The 21,294-nt window shown below is 71.2% G+C and carries 21 protein-coding genes and 1 pseudogene; 15 read left to right on the forward strand and 7 right to left on the reverse strand.

Going from position 1 to position 21,294, the window contains the following annotated elements; genetic code table 11:
• The first annotated feature begins 18 nt into the window (after nt 1-18).
• The gene (locus ACYVDA_RS17785; protein WP_460819802.1) at nt 19-1,551 is read left to right on the forward strand and encodes a leucyl aminopeptidase; all 1,533 of its coding nucleotides are present in this window, start codon (nt 19-21) and stop codon (nt 1,549-1,551) included.
• On the opposite strand, the gene ACYVDA_RS17790 is transcribed toward ACYVDA_RS17785, so the two are convergent.
• Entirely contained in the window at nt 1,548-1,931 is a 384-nt protein-coding gene (locus ACYVDA_RS17790) for a hypothetical protein (RefSeq protein WP_460819803.1), read from the reverse strand. The two genes, ACYVDA_RS17785 and ACYVDA_RS17790, sit on opposite strands and share 4 nt — an antisense overlap.
• Nucleotides 1,932-2,074: 143 nt before the next feature.
• On the opposite strand from ACYVDA_RS17790, the gene lpdA (ACYVDA_RS17795) reads away from it, so the two are divergent.
• The 3 genes and pseudogenes from lpdA (ACYVDA_RS17795) (at nt 2,075) to ACYVDA_RS17805 (ending at nt 6,838) form a co-directional block, all read left to right on the forward strand.
• Nucleotides 2,075-3,469: a dihydrolipoyl dehydrogenase gene (lpdA, locus tag ACYVDA_RS17795; RefSeq protein WP_460819804.1), complete on the forward strand. Its 1,395-nt coding sequence runs from the start codon at nt 2,075-2,077 to the stop codon at nt 3,467-3,469.
• Nucleotides 3,470-3,570: 101 nt separating this feature from the next.
• Nucleotides 3,571-5,418 carry a 2-oxoglutarate dehydrogenase, E2 component, dihydrolipoamide succinyltransferase gene (gene sucB / locus ACYVDA_RS17800; protein ID WP_460819805.1) on the forward strand — a complete coding sequence of 616 codons (1,848 nt, stop codon included), beginning with the start codon at nt 3,571-3,573 and terminating at the stop codon, nt 5,416-5,418.
• 250 nt (nt 5,419-5,668) lie between these two features.
• A pseudogene (locus ACYVDA_RS17805) lies at nt 5,669-6,838 on the forward strand (RtcB family protein).
• Between the two features lie 121 nt (nt 6,839-6,959).
• Here ACYVDA_RS17805 and ACYVDA_RS17810 read toward each other — a convergent pair.
• Together ACYVDA_RS17810 and lpdA (ACYVDA_RS17815) are read right to left on the reverse strand one after the other, a co-directional pair.
• A complete protein-coding gene (locus ACYVDA_RS17810; RefSeq protein WP_460819806.1) occupies nt 6,960-7,916 on the reverse strand; it encodes a type IV toxin-antitoxin system AbiEi family antitoxin domain-containing protein in 957 nt (318 codons plus the stop codon).
• A gap of 210 nt (nt 7,917-8,126) precedes the next feature.
• Nucleotides 8,127-9,518 carry a dihydrolipoyl dehydrogenase gene (gene lpdA / locus ACYVDA_RS17815; RefSeq protein ID WP_460819807.1) on the reverse strand — a complete coding sequence of 464 codons (1,392 nt, stop codon included), beginning with the start codon at nt 9,516-9,518 and terminating at the stop codon, nt 8,127-8,129.
• A gap of 48 nt (nt 9,519-9,566) precedes the next feature.
• Here lpdA (ACYVDA_RS17815) and ACYVDA_RS17820 point away from each other — a divergent pair, with 48 nt between their 5' ends.
• Nucleotides 9,567-10,463, forward strand: coding sequence for a TIGR01777 family oxidoreductase (locus ACYVDA_RS17820; protein WP_460819808.1), 897 nt, complete (start codon nt 9,567-9,569; stop codon nt 10,461-10,463).
• 22 nt (nt 10,464-10,485) lie between these two features.
• Here ACYVDA_RS17820 and ACYVDA_RS17825 read toward each other — a convergent pair whose 3' ends face one another.
• A complete protein-coding gene (locus ACYVDA_RS17825; RefSeq protein ID WP_460819809.1) occupies nt 10,486-11,118 on the reverse strand; it encodes a hypothetical protein in 633 nt (210 codons plus the stop codon).
• 126 nt (nt 11,119-11,244) lie between these two features.
• Between ACYVDA_RS17825 and lipB the strand changes: the two genes are divergently transcribed.
• The 5 genes from lipB (at nt 11,245) to ACYVDA_RS17850 (ending at nt 15,807) form a co-directional block, all read left to right on the forward strand.
• A complete protein-coding gene (lipB, locus tag ACYVDA_RS17830) occupies nt 11,245-12,027 on the forward strand; it encodes a lipoyl(octanoyl) transferase LipB (protein WP_460819842.1) in 783 nt (260 codons plus the stop codon).
• A 14-nt stretch (nt 12,028-12,041) separates the two neighbouring features.
• Nucleotides 12,042-13,043 carry an ABC transporter ATP-binding protein gene (locus ACYVDA_RS17835; protein ID WP_460819810.1) on the forward strand — a complete coding sequence of 334 codons (1,002 nt, stop codon included), beginning with the start codon at nt 12,042-12,044 and terminating at the stop codon, nt 13,041-13,043.
• Nucleotides 13,040-14,008: a hypothetical protein gene (locus ACYVDA_RS17840; protein ID WP_460819812.1), complete on the forward strand. Its 969-nt coding sequence runs from the start codon at nt 13,040-13,042 to the stop codon at nt 14,006-14,008. The genes ACYVDA_RS17835 and ACYVDA_RS17840 overlap by 4 nt, the downstream gene beginning before the upstream one ends.
• Nucleotides 14,009-14,052: 44 nt before the next feature.
• Nucleotides 14,053-14,985, forward strand: a complete 933-nt coding sequence (gene lipA / locus ACYVDA_RS17845) for a lipoyl synthase (RefSeq protein WP_460819813.1) — start codon at nt 14,053-14,055, stop codon at nt 14,983-14,985.
• 72 nt (nt 14,986-15,057) lie between these two features.
• Nucleotides 15,058-15,807 carry a DUF4191 domain-containing protein gene (locus ACYVDA_RS17850; RefSeq protein WP_460819814.1) on the forward strand — a complete coding sequence of 250 codons (750 nt, stop codon included), beginning with the start codon at nt 15,058-15,060 and terminating at the stop codon, nt 15,805-15,807.
• A gap of 40 nt (nt 15,808-15,847) precedes the next feature.
• Here ACYVDA_RS17850 and ACYVDA_RS17855 read toward each other — a convergent pair whose 3' ends face one another.
• Entirely contained in the window at nt 15,848-16,216 is a 369-nt protein-coding gene (locus tag ACYVDA_RS17855; RefSeq protein ID WP_460819816.1) for an RDD family protein, read from the reverse strand.
• A gap of 189 nt (nt 16,217-16,405) precedes the next feature.
• Here ACYVDA_RS17855 and glnA point away from each other — a divergent pair, with 189 nt between their 5' ends.
• Nucleotides 16,406-17,827 carry a type I glutamate--ammonia ligase gene (gene glnA, locus ACYVDA_RS17860; protein ID WP_460819817.1) on the forward strand — a complete coding sequence of 474 codons (1,422 nt, stop codon included), beginning with the start codon at nt 16,406-16,408 and terminating at the stop codon, nt 17,825-17,827.
• 27 nt (nt 17,828-17,854) lie between these two features.
• Here glnA and ACYVDA_RS17865 read toward each other — a convergent pair whose 3' ends face one another.
• Together ACYVDA_RS17865 and ACYVDA_RS17870 are read right to left on the reverse strand one after the other, a co-directional pair.
• A complete protein-coding gene (locus tag ACYVDA_RS17865) occupies nt 17,855-18,934 on the reverse strand; it encodes a tyrosine-type recombinase/integrase (RefSeq protein WP_460819819.1) in 1,080 nt (359 codons plus the stop codon).
• A complete protein-coding gene (locus ACYVDA_RS17870) occupies nt 18,934-19,554 on the reverse strand; it encodes a hypothetical protein (protein WP_460819820.1) in 621 nt (206 codons plus the stop codon). Before ACYVDA_RS17870 ends, ACYVDA_RS17865 begins: the two co-directional genes overlap by 1 nt.
• Nucleotides 19,555-19,669: 115 nt before the next feature.
• Between ACYVDA_RS17870 and ACYVDA_RS17875 the strand changes: the two genes are divergently transcribed.
• The 4 genes from ACYVDA_RS17875 to ACYVDA_RS17890 are packed head-to-tail and all read left to right on the forward strand — an operon-like array spanning nt 19,670 to nt 21,190.
• Nucleotides 19,670-19,834, forward strand: coding sequence for a helix-turn-helix domain-containing protein (locus ACYVDA_RS17875; protein ID WP_460819821.1), 165 nt, complete (start codon nt 19,670-19,672; stop codon nt 19,832-19,834).
• On the forward strand, nt 19,831-20,130 hold the full coding sequence (locus ACYVDA_RS17880; RefSeq protein WP_460819822.1) for a hypothetical protein: 300 nt from the start codon (nt 19,831-19,833) through the stop codon (nt 20,128-20,130). Before ACYVDA_RS17875 ends, ACYVDA_RS17880 begins: the two co-directional genes overlap by 4 nt.
• Nucleotides 20,131-20,186: 56 nt before the next feature.
• Complete coding sequence (locus tag ACYVDA_RS17885) at nt 20,187-20,333, forward strand: zinc finger domain-containing protein (protein WP_460819823.1); 147 nt, start codon at nt 20,187-20,189, stop codon at nt 20,331-20,333.
• Nucleotides 20,330-21,190, forward strand: coding sequence for a hypothetical protein (locus ACYVDA_RS17890; RefSeq protein WP_460819824.1), 861 nt, complete (start codon nt 20,330-20,332; stop codon nt 21,188-21,190). The genes ACYVDA_RS17885 and ACYVDA_RS17890 overlap by 4 nt, the downstream gene beginning before the upstream one ends.
• Nucleotides 21,191-21,294 lie beyond the last annotated feature (104 nt).

Consider the following 21,294-nt stretch of genomic DNA (forward strand, 5'->3'; position numbering starts at 1 on the left):
GGCCTAGGCTCTTGGCTCGTGACGACCTACACGCTGCGCAAGGCCGACCCCACCAAGACCCGCACCGACCTGGTGGTGATCGGGGTGGCCCGCTCGGCCAAGGGCGAGCTGGTCGCCGCCCCCGGCGGCGAGGACGTCGCCAGCGCCTACGGCCGTCGCTTCCGACCGCTGCTGACCTCGATGGGGTTCAAGGGCGACCACGGCGAGGTCCTGCGGCTGCCCGCCGACGACAGCATCAAGGCCGGGCAGCTCCTGCTCGTCGGCCTCGGGGCGCGCGACGCCCTCGACCTCGAGGCGGTCCGGCGCGCGGCCGGCGTCGCCGCCCGCAACCTCGGCAACGCCGCCTCGGTCGCCCTGGCCCTCCCGGCCGTGGACGCCGCGCACGTCGGCGCGGTCGTGTCCGGGTTCGTCTCGGGCAGCTACACCTTCACCCGCTACAAGTCCCGCGCCGACGACACCGCGGTCGCCGAGGTCGCCGTGCTGAGCGACGTCGCCCGCCAGCCCGAGGCCGTGGCGGCGCTCGAGGCGGCCCGCACCGTCGGCGCCCTCCTCGACCGCGCCCGCGACTGGGTCAACACGCCCCCCAACGACCTCGACCCCACCCGCTTCGCCGACGACGTCGTGGACCTGGTCGAGGGCAAGGAGCACCGCCGTCCCGGCCTCGCGGTCGAGGTCCTCGGGGTCGAGGAGCTCACCGAGCTCGGCTGCGACGGCATCCTCGGCGTCGGCCAGGGCTCCGCCACGCCGCCGCGCCTGGTCAAGGTCACCTGGGAGCCCGAGAACGCCCCGGACGACGTGGCCCACGTGGCGCTGGTCGGCAAGGGCATCACCTACGACTCCGGCGGCCTGAACATCAAGTCCGGCGCCTCGATGGCGCTGATGAAGAACGACATGGGCGGGGCGGCCGCCGTCCTGGCCGCCACGGTCGCGGCGGCGGCCCTGGAGCTGCCGGTGCGCGTCACGACGTACGCCGCCATGGCCGAGAACATGCCCTCGGGCACGGCCATCCGCCCCGGCGACGTCCTCACGACCCGCAACGGCAAGACCGTCGAGATCACCAACACCGACGCCGAGGGCCGGATCGTGATGGCCGACGCCCTGGCGCTGGCCGTCGAGGCCTCCCCCGACGTGGTCGTCGACGTCGCCACCCTGACCGGGGGCTGCGTGGTCGCCCTCGGCGAGAAGATCGCCGGCGTGATGGGGCACGACGCCCCGGTGGCCGCACTTGAGGAGGCGGCCCGGGTCAGCGGCGAGATGATCTGGCGCCTGCCGCTGCCGCAGGAGAGCCGCAAGGCCGTCCTGGCCAGCAAGATCGCCGACGTCCTGCAGGCCGACTGGGTGCGCTGGGGCGGGACGCTGTACGCCGGTGCGTTCCTCGAGCAGTTCGTCGGCGACACCCCGTGGGCCCACCTCGACATCGCCGGGCCGGCGTGGACGACCAGCGCCTGGGGACACGTCCCGGCCGGTGCCACCGGCTTCGGCGTCACCACGCTGGTGCAGTGGCTCACCGACGTGGCGGCCGGGGACCCGGACAGCCTGCCCGCGAGCTAGTCGTCGAGCTGGCGGCGCAGCAGCTCCTTCTGCCGCTGGCGCTGCCGGTGGTTGTACTCGCGCATCCGGTCCGGGATCCCGACCAGCCCCGCGTCGTACGACGGGACGCCCTGGCGGTTGGCGAAGTCGTGCGCCCACCCGACCGAGGGAACCCGGCGGCGGGTCCACTCCCCGTCGTGGGCCACGAGCAGCAGGGTCACGTCCGTGACGGTCGTGCGGGGCTCGACGAACCCCTCGACCCCCCGACGCGTCGCGATGAACTCGGCGAGGTGGCGCTGGTCGTCGGCGTCGGAGCCGCGCACCGTGACGTGGCCGCCGGGGCCCCCAGCCGTCGAGCGGCGTCCGGGACCGCGGCGGCGGAAGCGATCGAGCAGACCCATGCGCACCAGTGTGCTGCATCGGGGGTGACTCGCGGGTACGACTCTCCTGTCGGGGGCGGGACCCCGGAGTGGTTGGATGAACTCCGAGCAGACGCAGACGTGGCTCCGGACGTGGAGCCAGACGCGAGGACGTGGGGGCAGGTGTGCCAGAGGTTGCGCAGGACGGGCGGGGAGGCTCGTTCGACGTGGTGGTCCTGGGGGCCGGCTCCGGCGGCTACGCCTGCGCGCTGCGCGCGGCCCAGCTGGGGCTGAGCGTCGCCCTGGTCGAGAAGGACAAGGTCGGCGGCACCTGCCTGCACTCCGGCTGCATCCCCACCAAGGCCCTGCTGCACGCCGCCGAGGTCGCCGACGCCGCCCGCGAGTCGGAGCGGTTCGGCGTCCGCGCCACCTTCGACGGCATCGACATGCCCGGCGTCAACGCCTACAAGGACGGGGTGGTCTCCCGCCTGTACAAGGGCCTCACCGGGCTGGTCCGCGGCCGCGGCGTCACCGTGGTCGAGGGCGCCGGCCGGCTGACCGGCCCCCGCACCGTCGAGGTCGACGGGGCGACGTACGCCGGCACCCACGTGGTGCTCGCCTCGGGCTCCTGCTCGCGCTCCCTGCCCGGCCTCGAGGTCGACGGCGTCCGCGTGCTGAGCTCCGAGCACGCCCTGCGCCTGGAGACCGTGCCCGCCTCGGTGGTCGTGCTCGGCGGCGGGGTGATCGGGTGCGAGTTCGCCAGCGTGTGGCGCTCCTTCGGCGCCGAGGTCACGATCGTCGAGGCGCTCCCCCGCCTGCTCGCCGCCGAGGACGAGCAGTCGTCGAAGGCCCTCGAGCGCGCGTTCCGCAAGCGCGGCATCGCCTTCGACACCGGCACCCGCTTCGAGTCGGTGACGACGGGCGACGACGGGGTCGTGGTCACCGTCGAGGGCGGCGCGACGTACGCCGCCGACCTGCTGCTCGTGGCCGTCGGTCGCGGCCCGGTCACCGACGGCCTGGGGTACGCCGAGGCCGGCGTCGCGCTCGACCGCGGCTTCGTGACCACCGACGAGCGGTGCCGCACCTCCGTCGAGGGCGTCTACGCCGTCGGCGACATCGTGCCGGGCCTGCAGCTGGCCCACCGCGGCTTCCAGCAGGGCATCTTCGTGGCCGAGGACATCGCCGGGCTGGACCCGACCCCCATCGACGAGACCGGCATCCCGCGGGTGACCTACTCCGAGCCCGAGGTGGCCTCCGTGGGGTTCACCGAGGCGCAGGCCCGCGAGCAGCACGGCGAGGTCGAGTGCCTCACCTACGACCTGGGGGGCAACGGCAAGAGCCAGATCCTGGGGACCCAGGGCTTCGTGAAGCTGGTCCGGGTCACCGACGGGCCGGTGGTCGGCGTGCACATGGTCGGCAGCCGCGTCGGCGAGCTGATCGGTGAGGCCCAGCTGATCTGCGGCTGGGACGCCTACCCTGAGGACGTGGCGCCGCTGGTGCACGCCCACCCGACCCAGAACGAGGCACTCGGCGAGGCGCACCTGGCGCTGGCCGGGAAACCGTTGCACGCCCACTCCTAGACCTGCTACCCCTGGACCCCGGTCCGACCGCACGCCGCACCTCCGGACAGCACCACCGCCAGACACAGACACAGACGATCGAAAGAAGACGAAGGAAGCCGATGTCGACACCCGTGAACCTCCCCGCGCTGGGCGAGTCCGTCACCGAAGGCACCATCACCCGCTGGCTGAAGTCGGTGGGTGACACGGTCGAGGTCGACGAGCCCCTGCTCGAGGTCTCCACCGACAAGGTCGACACGGAGATCCCCTCCCCGGTCGCCGGCACGCTGCTGGAGATCAAGGCCGAGGAGGACGAGACGGTCGAGGTCGGCGCCGAGCTCTGCACCATCGGCGAGGAGGGCGAGGGCGGCGGCTCCTCCGACGACAGCGCCGAGGAGGAGTCGGAGACCGCCGAGGCCCCCGACGCGGAGGAGACCCCCGACGAGGACGACGACACCGACGAGGCCGAGGAGTCCGAGGAGGCCGACGAGGCCGAGCCGGAGCCCGAGGAGGAGGTCCAGGAGAAGCCTGCGGCCAAGAAGTCCTCTGGCGGCGGTGGCACCTCCGTCACGCTGCCCGCGCTGGGCGAGTCGGTCACCGAGGGCACCATCACCCGCTGGCTGAAGTCGGTCGGCGACGCGGTCGAGGTCGACGAGCCCCTGCTCGAGGTCTCCACCGACAAGGTCGACACCGAGATCCCCTCCCCCGTGGCCGGGACCCTCCAGGAGATCAAGGCCGAGGAGGACGAGACCGTCGAGGTCGGCGCCGAGCTGTGCGTGATCGGCGACGGCGCGGCCCCGGAGGCCTCCGACGAACCCGAGCCCGAGCCGGAGCCCGAGCCGGAGCCGGAGCCGGAGCCGGAGCCGGACAAGAAGCCCGAGCCGGAGAAGAAGCCGGAGCCCACGAAGGAGGAGGACCCCGTCAAGGCGGAGCCCGCCGCCGAGGAGGCACCCGCGCCCACCAAGGAGCCCAAGCAGGACACCGGCTCGTCCTCCACCTCCTCGGACTCCTCCAAGAAGGACACCGACGGCGGCGCCTACGTGACCCCGCTGGTCCGCAAGATGGCCGCCGAGCACGGCGTCGACCTGTCCTCGGTCACCGGCACGGGCGTGGGCGGGCGGATCCGCAAGCAGGACGTGCTCGCCGCGGCCGAGGCCGGCAAGAAGGCGGCCCAGACCGAGCCGGCCGCCGACAGCTCCGAGGCCGCCTCGGCGGCCGCGGCCGGCGACAAGGCTCCGCAGCCGACCACCCCGAGCCCCCTGCGCGGCAAGACCGAGAAGATCAGCCGGCTGCGCAAGGTGATCGCGACCCGCATGGTCGAGTCGCTGCAGACCTCGGCCCAGCTCACGCAGGTCGTCGAGGTCGACGTCACCAACGTGGCGCGGCTGCGCGACCGGGTGAAGGCCGACTTCCTGGCCCGCGAGGGCGTCAAGCTGTCCTACCTGCCGTTCTTCGCCAAGGCGGCCGTCGACGCCCTGAAGTCGCACCCGTCGCTGAACGCGACGTTCGACCTCGAGGCCGGCGAGGTGACCTACTACGACCGCGAGAACGTCGCGTTCGCCGTGGACACCGAGAAGGGCCTGCTGACCCCGGTCGTCAAGGACGCGGGCGACCTCTCGATCGCCGGGCTGGCCAAGAAGATCGCCGACGTGGCCGAGCGCACGCGCACCAACAAGATCGGTCCCGACGACCTGTCGGGCGGCACCTTCACGATCACCAACCTCGGCAGCGTCGGCGCCCTCTGGGACACCCCGATCATCAACAAGCCGCAGGTCGCGATCCTCGGGCCGGGCACCGTGGTCAAGCGGGCCGTCGTCATCGACGACCCCAACCTGGGCGAGACCATCGCGGTGCGTCACATGGTCTACCTCGCGCTGACCTACGACCACCAGCTGGTCGACGGCGCCGACGCCGGCCGCTTCCTCCAGGACGTCAAGAAGCGCCTCGAGAGCGGTGCCTTCGACGTCTGAGTGATGCCGTGGGGTGACGGTGGCTCGCGGGTCGGCCGGTTTCCCAGGTGATGAACCCGAACTGCCTCTCTGCACACGATGCGTCGTGAGCAGAGAGGCAGTTTCGTGTGTGAGGTGGAGGTCCCGGGGACGGTGTACGCCGAAAACCCGGTGACGACGCGGCCTACGCCCTGCCACGCTCCACCTCGGCCCGGTCGCGACCAGCGCGACCGTGGCGAGGAGGGCCGCGACGGCCCGAGGAGAAAGGACCATGGAGAAGATCTCGAAGACGCTGCTGTCCTGGGCGTCGATCCTGGAGGACAACACCCGCGCGCAGGCGGAGACGACGGCGACGATGCCGTTCATCCACCCGCACCTCGCGCTGATGCCCGACGCCCACCTGGGCCGCGGCGCCACGGTCGGGTCGGTGATCCCGACGCTCGGCGCCATCATGCCCGCGGCCGTCGGTGTCGACATCGGCTGCGGCATGATCGCCGTCCGCACCGGCTGGACCCGCGAGCAGCTGCCCGCCGACCGGGGCGTCGTGCGCCGCGAGATCGAGCGGTCGGTGCCCCTCAGCGCGGGCGCCGCCAACCGCTCGGTCTCCCGCGAGCACACCGAGCGGCGCCTGGCGCACCTGCGCGCACTGGCGGAGCAGGCCGGCTTCGACCCGGCGACGTAGGCCAAGCGCTGGGAGCTGCAGCTGGGCACCCTGGGGTCGGGCAACCACTTCATCGAGATCACCGTCGACGAGCTCGACCGGGTGTGGCTGTTCCTGCACTCCGGCTCGCGTGGCGTCGGCAACAAGATCGCCCAGCACCACACCGAGGTGGCGCGCGAGCTCTGCCGGCGGTGGTGGATCGACCTGCCCGACCCCGACCTGGCCTACCTGGTCGAGGGCACGCCCGAGTTCGACGCCTACATCGCCCAGATGCGCTGGGCGCAGACCTACGCCCTGCTCAACCGCGAGGAGATGATGGACCGCGTGGTGCGCTGCTTCGGCGCGTGGGTCGGCGGCGACGTCGAGCGGCTCGAGGAGATCAACTGCCACCACAACTACACCGAGCGCGAGAAGCACTACGGGCGCGAGGTGTGGCTCTCCCGCAAGGGCGCGATCAGTGCCGAGGCGGGACGGCCGGGGCTGATCCCGGGGTCGATGGGGACGGCGTCGTACGTCGTGGTGGGGCGGGGGTACCCGCCCTCGCTGAACTCCGCACCGCACGGCGCCGGTCGGCGCTTCAGCCGGGCCGCGGCACGGCGGGAGTTCTCGATCGAGCAGCTGCGCGAGGCCATGACCGGGATCGAGTACCGCGACACCGCGGCGTTCATCGACGAGATCCCCGGTGCCTACAAGGACATCGACCAGGTGATGGCCGACGCCGCCGACCTCGTCGAGGTCCGGCACACGCTGCGCCAGGTGGTGAACGTCAAGGGCGACTGACCGCCGGCCGGTTTCCCAGGTGATGAACCCGAGCTGTCTCTCTGCACACGATGCGTCGTGTGCAGAGAGGCAGTTTCGCGTGTGAGGCCGACGGCGTACGCCGACCTGGTCTGTCCGCGGATCAGCCGGCGTCGCGTGCGCCCTGGGCCAGCACCCGCCGGATCCGGGCCGCGGTCTCGGCCGGCCGCGCCAGGTCGGACCAGACCCACCTCACGAAGCGGTAGCCGGTGAGCTCGCGCACCCGGTCCTCTCGCACCTTCTCGCGGAAGACCGCGTCGGCCGGGTCCTCACCGGGGCGGAGCAACCGGCCGTACTTCTGCCGGCCGTCGAACTCCCCGAACGTCCTGAACTCGTGCCAGGCGAAGTCGGTCTCGGCGACCAGGGCGCCTGTGGAGTCGAGGACCGGGTGCTGCAGCGTCGGGCGAGGCAGGCCCTGACGCCAGAACATGAAGCTCGACCGCGACTCTCCGGGGCTCGCCGCCCGTCCGTCCATGTGGTGCAGCACGACGTGGACCTTCTGCGCCCCGGGACGGTGCGTCATGGCGGAGAACACCGACCTCAGCTCGTCGGGATCGGTGAGCCGAGCGTGCAGCGCCGAGTCCGCAGAGACCAGGGCCGACTCCAGGCCCAAGAGGGTGGCTGCCTCGATCACGGAACGGCCCACGCCGAACACCGGGAGCCCCTCGAGGAGGTCGACCTCGGACTCGCTCGCCCGGGCGACGTGGTGGACGACGTCGCGCTCCAGCCGCGCGGCGCCCGGCCCGAGCCTGGTGACGTGCACCCGCCGGAGGTCCGCTCCCCACACCGCGACCCCGTGGGCGAGCAGTGCGGTGGTGTGGCTGAGCGCTACGGGTCCGGGCGTGCTGCGCAGCACGGCGCGGGCCAGGATCAGGTGTCGCTGCTCGGGCGTCGCGACCGCCCAGACGTCACCGAAGCAGTAGGCCCCGTGCCGCACGCGGTGCCAGGTGCCCGCTCGCACGCGCCGGGCGATGGTCTTGTCGTCGTAGCCGCAGCCGAGGGCCTCCCGCCGGAGGAACACGCCGTCGGCCTCGCTGATGACTCGCAAGGTTTCGTCCACGACGGCAGGCTGGCGCGGTGCGCGGGCTCGGCGCGCGGGCCCGCGGTCGGCCTGTGGACGAGCGGGCCGGGCGACCCGCCTGTGGACGGTCGCCACGCGGTCGGCGTACCCCGCACGCGAAACTGCCTCTCTGCACACGACGCATCGTGTGCAGAGAGGCAGCTCGGGTTCATCACCTGGGAAACCGGACGAGCGGGCCCCGGCGGGGACCTACATGTGGATCATGTGGCCCGCGATGCCCTCGATGGCCTCCTTGACGGCCTCGGACAGCGTCGGGTGGGCGAAGACGTTGCGGGCGACCTCGTCGGCGGTGAGGTCCCACTTCTGGGCCAGGGTGAGGGCGGGCAGCAGCTCGGTGACGTCGGGGCCGATCAGGTGGGCGCCGATGATCTCGTTGTGGGCGCCGTCGGCGACGATCTTGACGAAGCCGACCGCGTCGCCGAGGCCCTTGGCCTTGCCGTTGGCCGAGAACGGGAACTTCGCGACCTTGACGTCGTAGCCCTTCTCCTTCGCCTGCGCCTCGGAGTAGCCGAAGGAGGCGATCTGCGGCTGGCAGTACGTCGCCCGCGGGATCATGTCGAAGTCGATCTCGATGGTCTCGTGGTCCGCGATCGTCTCGGCGGTCACGATGCCCATCGCCTCGGCGGTGTGGGCCAGCATCAGCTTGCCGGTCACGTCGCCGATCGCCCAGACGCCGTCGACGTTGGTGCGGCCGCGGGCGTCCACCTCGATCGCGCCGCGCTCGGTCGTCTTCACCCCGGTCTTGTCCAGGCCGTAGCCGTCGAGGCGGGGAGCGAAGCCGATGGCCTGGAGGACCTTGTCGGTCTCGATGACCTCCTCCTTGCCGTCCTTGGAGACGGTGACCTTGACGCCCGAGCCCGTGTCCTCGATCTTCTCGACCTTGGTCTTGAGCATCACCTTCACGCCGAGCTTCTTGTAGTGCTTGGCCAGCTCCTTGGAGATCTCCGCGTCCTCGGTCGGCACCATCCGGTCCAGGAACTCCACGATGGTGACGTCGACGCCGAAGTTCTTCATCACGTAGGCGAACTCGACGCCGATGGCGCCGGAGCCGGCGATCACGACGGAGCCGGGGAGGGTGTCGTCGAGGATCTGCTCCTCGTAGGTCACGACGTTCTTGCTCAGCTCGGTGCCGGGCACCAGGCGGGTGGTGGCGCCGGTGGCGATGATGACGTTGTCGGCGGTGACGGTGCGCGAGCCGCCGTCCTCCAGCTCGACCTCGATCGTCTTGGCGTCGGAGAAGGTCCCCCAGCCGTGGATCTCCTCGATCTTGTTCTTCTTCATCAGGAAGTGGACGCCCTTGACGATGGACGCCGACACCTCGCGGCTGCGCGCGTGGGTGGGCTTGTAGTCCATCGAGGCGTCGCCGGTGATCCCGAAGACGTCCTTCTCGTGGGTCAGGATGTGCGACAGCTCGGCGTTGCGCAGCAGGGCCTTGGACGGGATGCACCCGACGTTGAGGCAGACACCTCCCCAGTACTGCTTCTCGATCACTGCGACCTTCAGGCCCAGCTGCGAGGCGCGGATGGCGGCGACGTAGCCACCAGGGCCCGCACCGAGGACGACGACATCGAAATCACTCACGCCCGCGAGCCTATTCGGTCCAGACACGCATCTGCCACGCTGGTGCCCATGCGCTTCCTGATCGCGGGCTCCTCCGGCTTCCTCGGCACCAAGCTGCGCGAGCGGCTGACGTCCCAGGGGCACACCGCCACCTCGCTCGTACGCCGGGAGGCCGGCGCCCAGGAGGTCCGGTGGGACCCCTACTCCGGGCCGCTGGACCCCGCGGTCGTCGACCAGCACGACGTGGTCGTCAACCTGGCCGGCTCTCCCCTGGTGGGCAACCCGCACTCCAAGAAGTGGGCCGACGAGCTGCTGCACAGCCGCGTCGTCACGACCCGGGTGCTCGCCGAGGCGATCGCCGCGTCCTCGTCCCGCCCGGCCTTCCTGGCCGGCAACGGGATCAGCTTCTACGGCGACCACGGCGACGAGGTCCTCACCGAGGACGCCGACTCACGCGGCGACGCCCTGCTGACCCGGGTGTCGCGGCAGTGGCAGGCGGCCGCCGACCCGGCCGTCGAGGCCGGCGGGCGGGTCTGCTTCCTGCGCACCTCGCCGGTCTACGACCGGCGCAGCCAGCCGCTGGGGATGCTGCGCGTGCTGTTCAAGACCGGCCTGGGCGGTCCGCTGGGCGACGGGGAGCAGTTCGCCCCGATGATCTCCACCCGCGACTGGGTCGACGCCGTGCTCCACCTCGGCGAGCACCAGGACGCCTCCGGCCCGTTCAACCTCTGCTCGGAGACCACGCCGACCAACGCCGCGTTCACCCGCGAGCTCGCCCACCAGCTGCACCGGCCGGCCGTCGTGCGGGCGCCCGCCTTCGCGATCCGCCCGCTCGGCGGCGAGCTGGGCGGGCTGGTCCTGGACTCGGTCAACGCCCGCCCGGCAGCCCTGCTGGCCAGCGGCTTCTCCTTCGCCGACCCCGACGTCCGTGCGGTGCTGCGCGAGGGCCTCTCCCCCAGCCGCTGACCTGTGGCGGGCTCACGGGGGCTCACCCCCGCAGGCGGGTCGCCTCCCGCACGCGCCACCGGGACGACCCGGCGGGCCCGCGCTCGAGGGTGACGACCCGGACGACCGGCGCGGTGGCGGGCAGGGCCACCGGGCGGCCGTCGCGCACGGCGAGACCTGCCGCGACCCGGTCGGTGACGCGCAGGACCAGCCGGCCCGGCCGGCGCGACAGCACCCGGACCGCGAAGACCTGGGTGTCGAGCCGGCGCACGACGAGCCCGTGGTCGGCGTACTGCCTCAGGAGGCGCACGTCGGCACGAGCGGTCCGCGACCCCGGGACGTAGAGACCCGCCAGCTCCGCGGGGTCGGCCCGCCGCCAGGCCGCCGAGCGGCGGGCGTCCCAGGCGTGCAGGACCCCGAGGGCCGGGGAGGTCGCGGCGACCCCTGCGGTGCCGGTGGTCGCCGCAGCCGAGCCCGACGAGTCCGTGGGTGCCGTCGGCGTCGTCGGGGGCACCCGCACGGACGCCTCCTGCGAGGGGCCGCACCCGGACACCAGGAGCAGCGCCGGGAGCAGCACGGAGAGCAGCACCGGCAGCACGCCCCGGCGGGCGGCCGCCGACCGCCCGGGGGCGGTGCGACGCGGGTGCTCGGGGAGGCGGGGGCTCAGTCGGGTCACCCCTCCACCCTGCCTCGCGCGGAGCGCGTCCCGGCGGTTGTCCACAGGCCCGGTCGGCGTAATCTCGGGTGCGTGCAGGACATCGGCGACGTCAGCGGCCCCGGCGGGGTCGAGAGCCCGCAGGACCTGGTCTTCGAGGCGGTCACCGGCCCCGACGGCGGCCCGGTGGACTACCTGGAGGCCTGGGAGCGCCAGCGCCAGGTGCACGCCTCGGTCGTGGCGGGTGGCCCCGGGACCACGCTGCTGCTCGAGCACCCCCCGACGTACACCGCCGGCAAGCGCACCGAGCCGCACGAGCGACCCAGCGACGGCACCCCGGTCATCGACGTGGACCGCGGCGGCAAGATCACCTTCCACGGCCCAGGCCAGCTGGTCGGCTACCCGATCGTGCGGCTGCCCGACCACGTGCTGGTCGTCGACTTCGTGCGGCGCCTGGAGGAGGCGCTGATCGGGGTGTGCCGCGACCTCGGGGTCGAGACCGCCCGGGTCCCGGGCCGCAGCGGCGTCTGGCTGCGCGCGGAGCCGGCCACCGACCGCGGGCCGGGCCGCCCCGAGCGCAAGATCGCGGCGATCGGCATCCGGGTGGCCCGCGGGGTGACCATGCACGGCTTCGCGCTCAACTGCGACGTCGACCTGGGGTGGTACGACCGCTTCGTGCCGTGCGGGATCGCCGACGCGGGCGTGACCACGCTGAGCGAGGAGCTCGGTCGTGACGTCACCGTGGCGGAGGTTCGGCCGCTGGTGGAGCGCCACCTGCGACGCCTGCTGGCCTGGTCGGCGTACGACGCCACCCCCGACTACGAGGCGCGTCCCGAGCCGGGGCGGACGTCGCGCGCCACCCCGGTCGAGGGGCAGCCGGACGGGGTGCCCGCGGGTCTGCGTGTCCCCGTGCTCAATCCCCGGGCCTGACCCACGGGTGGGTCATGCTGGACCCCGCCATGAACGACTCCCCCACCCCGCAGACGCCTGCTCGGGAGCGGGCGACCCGCGGTGACCTGGTCATCGAGACGCGCGGCCTGCGCAAGGTCTACCGCACGCTCGCGGGTCGGGTGGTCGCGCTCGACGGCCTCGACCTGGCCGTGCCGGCCGGGGGCGTGCACGGGTTCCTGGGCCCCAACGGGTCCGGCAAGTCCACGACCCTGAAGATGCTGCTCGGGCTGAGCCGTCCCACCCGCGGTGAGATCCGGCTCTTCGACCGCCCGGTCCCGGCCCGCCTGCCCGAGGTGGTCGGACGCGTCGGCGCACTGGTCGAGGAGCCGCGGTTCGTGCCGACCTTCTCGGCCCGCAAGAACCTCCTGCTGCTGGCGCGCTCCAGCGGCGTCTCGCGCAAGGCCGTCGCCGCGGCGCTGGAGCAGGTGGGCCTGGCCGACCGGGCCCGCGAGCACGTCGACGCCTACTCGTTGGGCATGAAGCAGCGCCTGGCGATCGCGGCCGCCCTGATGAAGGGCCCGGACCTGCTGATCCTCGACGAGCCCACCAACGGTCTCGACCCGTCGGGCATCCGGCAGATCCGCGACCTGATCCGCGACCTGGGCGAGTCCGGGACGACCGTGCTGCTCAGCTCCCACATCCTCGCCGAGGTGCAGCAGGTCTGCCACTCCGTCACGATCCTGGGCCGGGGCAAGCTGCTCGCCTCGGGCCGGGTGGAGGACCTGCTGGGCGACCGGGTCTCCCGGACCCGCGTCGTGGTCAGCGACCTGCGCGGCGCCGAGCACGTCCTGCGCGGCGCCGGGCACACGGTGACCCGTGACGGCGACGCCCTGGTGGTCGAGGGGCGGCGGCGGCCCGAGGACCTGACCAGGCTCCTGGCGGAGCGCGGGCACTTCGTGAGCGAGCTGGCGGAGGAGCGACCGACCCTGGAGTCGTTCTTCCTGGACCTGACCGACCGACGTGAGGCCGACGACCGCGCCGGGGGGCCCTCGTGATCCGCCTCCTGCGGGCCGAGCTGACCCGCTTCCGGTCGCGCCGGGCCATCGCGCTGCTCGCGCTCGCGTCCTTCGCCGTCGCGGCGGTCCTGGTCGGGCTGGTCGCCTGGGAGACCCGTCCCCTGACCGCCTCGGACCGCGCCGACGCCGTCGCGCAGGCCGAGCTCGCCGCGCGCGACCCCCAGACGCTCGCCGACGTCCAGGCCTGCACGCGCCGTCCGCCCGACTTCCTGGGCGCCGGCGCCAGCGCCTCGGACTGCCGCGCGGCGCTGGTCCGGGGCTCCACCTCGTTCCTGCCCCGGCACGCCCTCGACGTCGAGCGGGTGCTCGACGGCCGCGGCGTCCAGCTGGGGCTGGTCGTGGTGGGGCTGATGGTCGTGGCCGGCGCCACCTTCGCCGGCGCCGACTGGGGCACCCGCGCGCTCGCGCAGCAGCTGATGTTCGAGCCTCGACGCGCGCGGTTGTGGCTGGTCAAGGGGGCGGCCGTGGCGCTGGGCGCCGGGGTCGTCACGGCGCTGGCCCTGGGCGTGTTCTGGACCTACGTGGCCCTGCTGGCCGGGCACCGCGGCATCAGCGTCCCCTCCGCCGACGTCGTGGACGCCGCCTGGCAGAGCGCGCGCACGGTGGCCCTCGGCGCCGGCGCCGCTCTGGGGGCCTTCGCGGTCACCATGGCCCTGCGCCACACCGTCGCGACGCTGGCACTGCTGTTCGTCTACGCGGTCGGCGGGGAGATCCTGGTCAACCTGCTCCCCGTCGAGGGCGCGAGCCGGTGGGCCGTGGGCAACAACACCGTGGCCTGGATCGCGCGCCGGCACACCTACTACGACCCGACGCTGCCCTGCTCGGGTCCGACCTGCTCGCCGCTGCGGGCACTGACCCACACCCAGGCGGGTGGCTTCCTGCTGGTGGCCCTCGTGGTCGTCGTGGTGCTCTCGGTGCTGTGGTTCAGGCGGCGCGACGTCTGAGCGCCGGTGCGGTGAGACCTGCGTCACCGACGTACGCTGATCGGGTGACTCAGGTACTCCCCGAAGGCCGCAAGCTCCTCCGTCTCGAGGCCCGCAACGCCGAGACCCCCATCGAGCGCAAGCCCGAGTGGATCAAGACGCGCGCGCGGATGGGGCCGCAGTACACCGAGCTGCAGAAGCTCGTGAAGTCCGAGGGCCTGCACACCGTGTGCCAGGAGGCGGGCTGCCCCAACATCTACGAGTGCTGGGAGGACCGCGAGGCCACCTTCCTCATCGGCGGTGACCAGTGCACGCGGCGCTGCGACTTCTGCCAGATCGACACCGGCAAGCCCCAGGCGCTGGACCGCGACGAGCCCCGCCGGGTGGCGGAGTCGGTGCAGACCATGGGCCTGCGCTACGCCACCATCACCGGCGTCGCCCGCGACGACCTGCCCGACGGCGGCGCCTGGCTGTACGCCGAGACCGTCAAGCAGATCCACGAGCTCAACCCCGGCACCGGCGTGGAGAACCTGATCCCCGACTTCAACGGCCGCCCCGAGCAGCTGGCCGAGGTCTTCGAGAGCCGGCCCGAGGTGCTGGCCCACAACGTCGAGACGGTGCCGCGGATCTTCAAGCGGATCCGCCCCGCCTTCACCTACGAGCGCTCCCTCGGCGTGATCACCGCGGCCCGCGAGTTCGGCCTGGTGACCAAGTCCAACCTGATCCTGGGCATGGGCGAGACCCGCGAGGAGATCCACCAGGCGCTGGTCGACCTGCACGCCGCCGGGTGCGAGCTGATCACGATCACCCAGTACCTGCGGCCCTCCCCGCGCCACCACCCAGTGGAGCGCTGGGTCAAGCCCGAGGAGTTCGTCGAGATGACGGCCGAGGCCGAGGAGATCGGGTTCGCCGGCGTGCTCAGCGGTCCGCTCGTGCGGTCGTCGTACCGCGCGGGACGGCTCTACCAGCAGGCCGTCGCGGCCCGCCAGACCGCCTGAGGCCCGCGCGGTGCGTCGTCTGAGAGACTGACGCGTTCCTCACCACCCCCGACGTCGACGAAGGCACCACCGATGGCGAAGAAGCCCAGCCCGTCCCCCACGTCCCCCACCGGCCGCAAGCTCCGGGGACGCAAGGCCAAGGACCCGAGCAAGCCCGGCCGGATCAAGCAGATCCAGCAGAGCTACACGATGACCAAGAAGGCCGACCCCAAGATCGGCCTGGTCCTCCTCGGCGCCTTCCTGCTGGCCGGTCTCGCGGCCTTCGCGATCGTCCTGCTGGTCTTCGGCACCCCGGTCTTCGCCGCCGTCTTCGGCGTGCTGGTCGGGCTCCTGGCCTCCCTGATCGTGTTCGGCCGCCGGGCCCAGCGCTCGGCGCTCAGCCAGATCGAGGGCAAGCCGGGCGCCGCGGCCGCCGCGCTGGGCATGCTGCGCCGCGGCTGGAAGACCGACCCCGCCGTCGCCGTGACCAAGCAGCAGGACGTCGTCACGCGCGTCGTGGGTCCCCCCGGCATCGTGCTGATCGGCGAGGGCAACCCCAACCGGCTGCGCCCGCTGCTGCACGCCGAGCGTCGCAAGCACGAGCGCGTCGCCAGCGAGACCCCGATCCACGAGCTGGTGGTCGGCAACGGCGAGGGCCAGGTGCCGCTTCAGCGCCTGGTCAAGCACGTCACCAAGCTCGGCAAGGACCTCAAGCCGGCCCAGATGACCGACGTGCTGGCCCGCATCAAGGCGATGGACGCCAACCGCTCCAACATCCCCATGCCCAAGGGACCGATGCCGACCTCGATGAAGGGCCAGCGCGGCAACCTGCGGGGCCGTTGAGCTCCCCCGACCGCGAGGTCCGGACCCCGAGCCCGGGGCGTCAGGGGCGCCGGTACGCCGCGGAGTCGGTCCAGATGTCGTGCAGGCCGCGGCCCGACCCCGGCTTGAACACCAGCGGCGGCACGACGACGCAGATCAGCAGGGTGCGGGCGACCGCGACCGGCAGGCTGAGCGTGCGGCCCTGGAGCGTCATCACCCGGATCCCGGTGAGCAGCTGGCCGAACGAGCCACCGGTGAACGCGGTGAGGACCGAGACCTCCAGGGCGAACACCCCGAGGACGACCCAGCCCGAGCTCGGGTCCTGCTGGTAGGCGCGCGAGCCGATCACCCCGATCGTGACCAGGGTCGAGGCGATCCAGTCCAGCACGAGGGCCCCGAACCGCCGGGGCCAGGAGGCGTTCTCAGGCACCCCCGGAGCCTAGCCAGGACCACCCCGGTCCGAGATCACACCCCGGACCGGCGTAACACGCGCGAAACAAAGTGGATACGGTCGTGCAACGGCTGGTCCGTAGGTTCACCACGTCTCGCCTGCGCGGTGTGCGCGCGGACGAACGCTCACCCATATCCACGCCGGTCGCCCTGCGGCCAAGGAGGACGAATGTTCCAGAACAGCGAAGAGCTGCTGAAGTACCTCAAGGACGAGGACGTCGCGATGGTCGACGTCCGCTTCTGCGACCTGCCCGGCGTGATGCAGCACTTCACGGTCCCGGTCTCCTCGTTCGACCAGTCCGTCTTCGACGACGGCCTCGGCTTCGACGGCTCCTCGATCCGCGGTTTCCAGGCCATCCACGAGTCCGACATGCAGCTGTTCCCGGACCCGACCACGGCGTACCTCGACCCCTTCCGGGCCGCCAAGACCCTGGTCGTGAACTTCTTCATCCACGACCCGATCACCGGCGAGGCCTACTCGCGCGACCCGCGCAACATCGCCCGCAAGGCGATGGCCTACCTGGCCAGCACCGGCATCGGCGACCAGGCCTTCTTCGCCCCCGAGGCCGAGTTCTACATCTTCGACAACGTCCGCTTCGCGACCCAGGCCAACACCGGGTTCTACGAGATCGACTCCGAGGCCGGCGCCTGGAACACCGGTCAGGACTCCGACACCAACCGCGGCTACAAGGTCAAGACCAAGGGCGGCTACTTCCCGGTCGCGCCGTACGACCACTTCGGCGACCTGCGCGACGAGATGGTCATCGAGCTCGAGAAGGCCGGCCTGCAGGTCGAGCGCGGCCACCACGAGGTCGGCACCGGCGGCCAGTCGGAGATCAACTACCGCTTCGACGAGCTGCTCAAGGCCGCCGACGACGTGATGAAGTTCAAGTACCTCATCAAGAACGTCGCGTGGCGCAACAACAAGACCGTCACCTTCATGCCCAAGCCGATCTTCGGCGACAACGGCTCCGGCATGCACGTCCACCAGTCCATCTGGAACGAGGGCGAGCCCCTGTTCTACGATGAGACCGGGTACGCCGGCCTCTCGGACATGGCGCGCTACTACATCGGCGGCATCCTCAAGCACGCCCCGTCGCTGCTGGCCTTCACCAACCCGACGGTGAACTCCTACCACCGCCTGGTGCCCGGCTTCGAGGCCCCGATCTCGCTGGTCTACAGCCAGCGCAACCGCTCGGCCTGCGTGCGCATCCCGATCACCGGGTCGAACCCGAAGGCGAAGCGCATCGAGTTCCGCTGCCCCGACCCGTCGGCCAACCCGTACCTGGCCTTCTCGGCGCTGCTGCTGGCCGGCCTGGACGGCATCAAGAACAAGATCGAGCCCGCCGAGCCGATCGACAAGGACATCTACGAGCTGCCGCCGGACGAGATGGCCGAGATCGACCAGGTGCCCACGTCGCTCAACGCGGTGCTGGACAACCTGGAGCGCGACCACGAGTTCCTCACCGAGGGTGGCGTGTTCACCCCCGACCTGATCGACACCTGGATCTCGTTCAAGCGTGAGCAGGAGATCCTGCCCGTGCAGCTGCGCCCGCACCCGCACGAGTTCGAGCTCTACTACGACATCTGAGCCGTCATGGTGCTCTGACCTGCGGTTTCACCGCACTTGAGAGTTACCAGTCCGCAGACAGTCCGCACGAGCCGCCATCACTGCATCGATGGCGGCTCGTGTGCTGTCGTCTGAGTCCGGCCACAGGTGGCTGTAGGTGTTCAGCGTCGTCGTGGCAGAGGCGTGACGTAGGCGTGCCTGCACGACCTTGACGTCAGCGCCGCTGGCGATCAGGAGTGACGCCAGGTAGTGGCGCAGGTCGTGGAACCGGAAGCCGGGCGGTAGACCGGGAACCTTGGCCCGCGCCGAGCGCATGGCACGCTCGAGCGTCCAGGGTGCGAGCTGCTGGCCCCACTCGTTGGTCAGGTAGAACCCGTCCTCCGACCGGCCGACGTGCGCCGAGAGCTCAAGGGCCAGGCTCTGTGGGATCGGGACGGCTGTCCGCGAGGTCTCGGACTTCAGGGGCAGTGCCGGGTACTGGACCACCGGCGCCACCACTCCGCGCATGAAGTCAATGTCGTCGGTACGCAGGCCGCACGCCTCCCCCAGCCGTAGCCCAGCGAAGGCCCCCAGGAGCACGGCTGGACGCAGGTGCTCTGGCATTGCGTCGTGCAGCGCCCACACCTGCTCTGTAGTCGCGACGTAGGCCCGCTGCTTGCCCATCCCGGGCGACGTCCGCCGCGAGCACGGCGACTTGGGGACGAGGCCGTCGTGAACAGCGTCGGCGTACAGCTGCGAAAGTCGGGCGTGCAGCGCGTAGACGTAGGAGTCAGCTAACCCTTCGGCCGAGAGTTGAGCGCACCACGTGCGAACGTGAGAGGGACGCACGGCGCCGAGCTGCATGGTCCCGAAGGCCATCTTGATCCGGCTGATGTGTACCTCTGCCTGACGCACCGTCGAGGCGCGATTCCCGCGGTAGCCCTCGAGCCAGGTGTCGCACCACTCCCCCACCGTCGTGCGAGCTTGGCGCGGGGTCACATGCGTGCCCTGCACCAGCTTGGCGGTCTGCTCATCGAGCCACCGCTGACCGTCGACCTTGCGATCAAAGTGTCGTGCGTGTTCCTTGCCTGTCTCGTCGCGATAGCGGGCACGCCACTTGCCGTTGTCACGCTTCTGGATGCTCGACATCAGGACACTCCTCCCTTCCGTGCCCGCGGCATGATGCCGCGGTCTCGAGCTTTCGCCACCCACCCATGCACGGTGCGGGGACTGACGCCGGCCATAGCGGCCAGTTCTGGAGCAGGGCGCAGGCGGCGCCTCACGGCCCAGGCGTAGTTCTCGGCCACCGACCGCAGAAACGCGTCCGTGAGCCCGTTCTCCGGAGCCGTAAGCGGTACGGGCTGTTCGGTGGCGGTCACAGGCGGCGGAGGACTGGGCGCCTTGGGGTTTTGCACCTCTCCGGGCATCTGAGCTCGCATGGAGTCAGCGACCCAGTGCTTGGCGCGCGATCCGAAGAGACTCCGGAAGAAGCTGGCTAGGAGCGACAGATTGGGCCCCGGGATGCCACCCGACCGGTCTAGCCACTCGTTGGCGTCGTCCATGGTGAAGGCCACGATGTTCGCCAGAGGCAGGTCGCGCAGCATTCGCGCCGTGACTTCCGTCCCTCGGCCGTCGTAGTACAGCTCCACGGGGACGGGGCGCCCCTCTTGGCCGACGAAACGCAGGTACACCCACCCCGCGAGATCGGTGCTCGTGACTCGCACCCACCCGCCGTTGCCGTACTCGACTTGCCACTCGTCTTCAGTCATACCGTAAGTCTCGCAGCACATCACGCAAGTTTCAACCCCTACGCCGGTAGTAAACGGTCGTAGCGTTGGCAGCGTAAGTATTCATACCTGCGCGGGAGGCCCAATGGGCGAGTACATGACCACGGACGATGTGGCGCGACTGCTTCGTACGTCCGCCGAGACGGTGCGCTACTGGCGTCACGCGAAGAAGGGACCCAAGTCGTTCAAGGTCGGACGACGGGTCCTGTACGCGGTCGCGGACGTCGAGCAGTTCATCAACGACGCCCAGAAGGCCGGGTGAGCGCGGTGCTCGAGAAGCACTCAGGCCGCCCGGCGGGGGCGGCCTGTGCAGACGAGATGGCGATCCAGTCTGGCCCTAGTTTAGCCCACCCCAAGGCTGTCGCCCCGGCCTACGCGCTGCTCACATTCCACGACGACGGCGTGCTGAAGCGCCGCAATCTCTACCTGAGCCTGCACAGCGCAGTGAAGGCCCAGGAGCGCGCTGAGGGCCGCGGGGACAGCTTCGAGCTCATGTTGGTCGAGCTCGTCCCGGTGGCGAGTCTGCCCCTGGTCGTGGTGGGCGGTGATCGTGGATGAGCAACGTCATCCCCATTCGCCGGACGGGTGCTGAGCGCGTCCGTGCACGTGCTCGGATGGCGCCGGCACCACCGCCGGTCACGTGCCCGTGGTGCGGGGCTGCCCCCGGCCTCGCGTGCCACGTCCTGGGACCACGTCGCGGGTGGCGTCTGCTCAAGGAGCCGACCCGCTGCCATCCCTCACGGCTCAAGGTGGGGGCATGAGCTACATCAAGCTCGACCAATCCCACACCGACGATGCCCGGTGGCTCGAGGCGGGCGCTGACGCCTTCGCTGTGCACGTGGCCGCGATCGTGTACTGCGACCGGCAACTGCTCGACGGGCGGATCTCGCACGCGATGGCGTCCCGCGTTGCTCTGGCCGTACCGCCCGAACGCACGGCAGGGGCGATCAGGGCACTGGTGGCTGGCGAGTTCTGGACCGAGGAGAACGACGGCTACTCCATCGCTCAGTACGCCGAGCATGCCTTCCCGGCCGAGCAGGTGCGCCGGACGCGTGAACGGTGGAACCAGGACAAGGCGCGGAAACGACAGCACAACGTCGGTGACCACTCGCTGTGCAAGGACCCGAAGTTCTGCCCTGCCATCCGTTCCACCGTGGAAGCAGGGGTGGAATCCACCAGTAGCGGCTCACACCTATACAAGACCCGACTCGACCAGACCAGACCAGACCCGACCGGAGGTAAGGGGATGGGTCTGGGTGTGGGTGACATCGCAGGCTCGGACTCCGCTGGAGCTACGTCCGGCCGCTCGGTTGGGGATAACGAGGACTCCACCCCACCGTGGGTGCGCCGCTACTCCTCAGCCTCAGCAGAAGCCGACCCACCCGACTGGGAGAAGTGGGTTGAGCACGAATGCGCGCACCGCTACCTCGATGACGGCGGTGTCTGTGGTTGGTCGCGCAACGACGGTGACGATCTCACCTTCTGCCAACTGCCCGAGTCCTCGAAGGCGCACAGCCACAGGTACGAGCCGACCCAGTACCCGCACGACATGACCTGTGACTACTGCTCGGATGCGCAGTCGCATCCCGTGCACACGAACCGACGGGAGACCTTTTAGTGACCACGCACTCCAGCTGGCCCACCCATCGTGCGAAGGCGCGACGCACCAAGGCCGCACGCATCCGATTGCGCCGAGTGGCCCGGCTAGAGAGGCGGACGCAG

It is taken from the genome of Nocardioides korecus, from assembly GCF_054778395.1.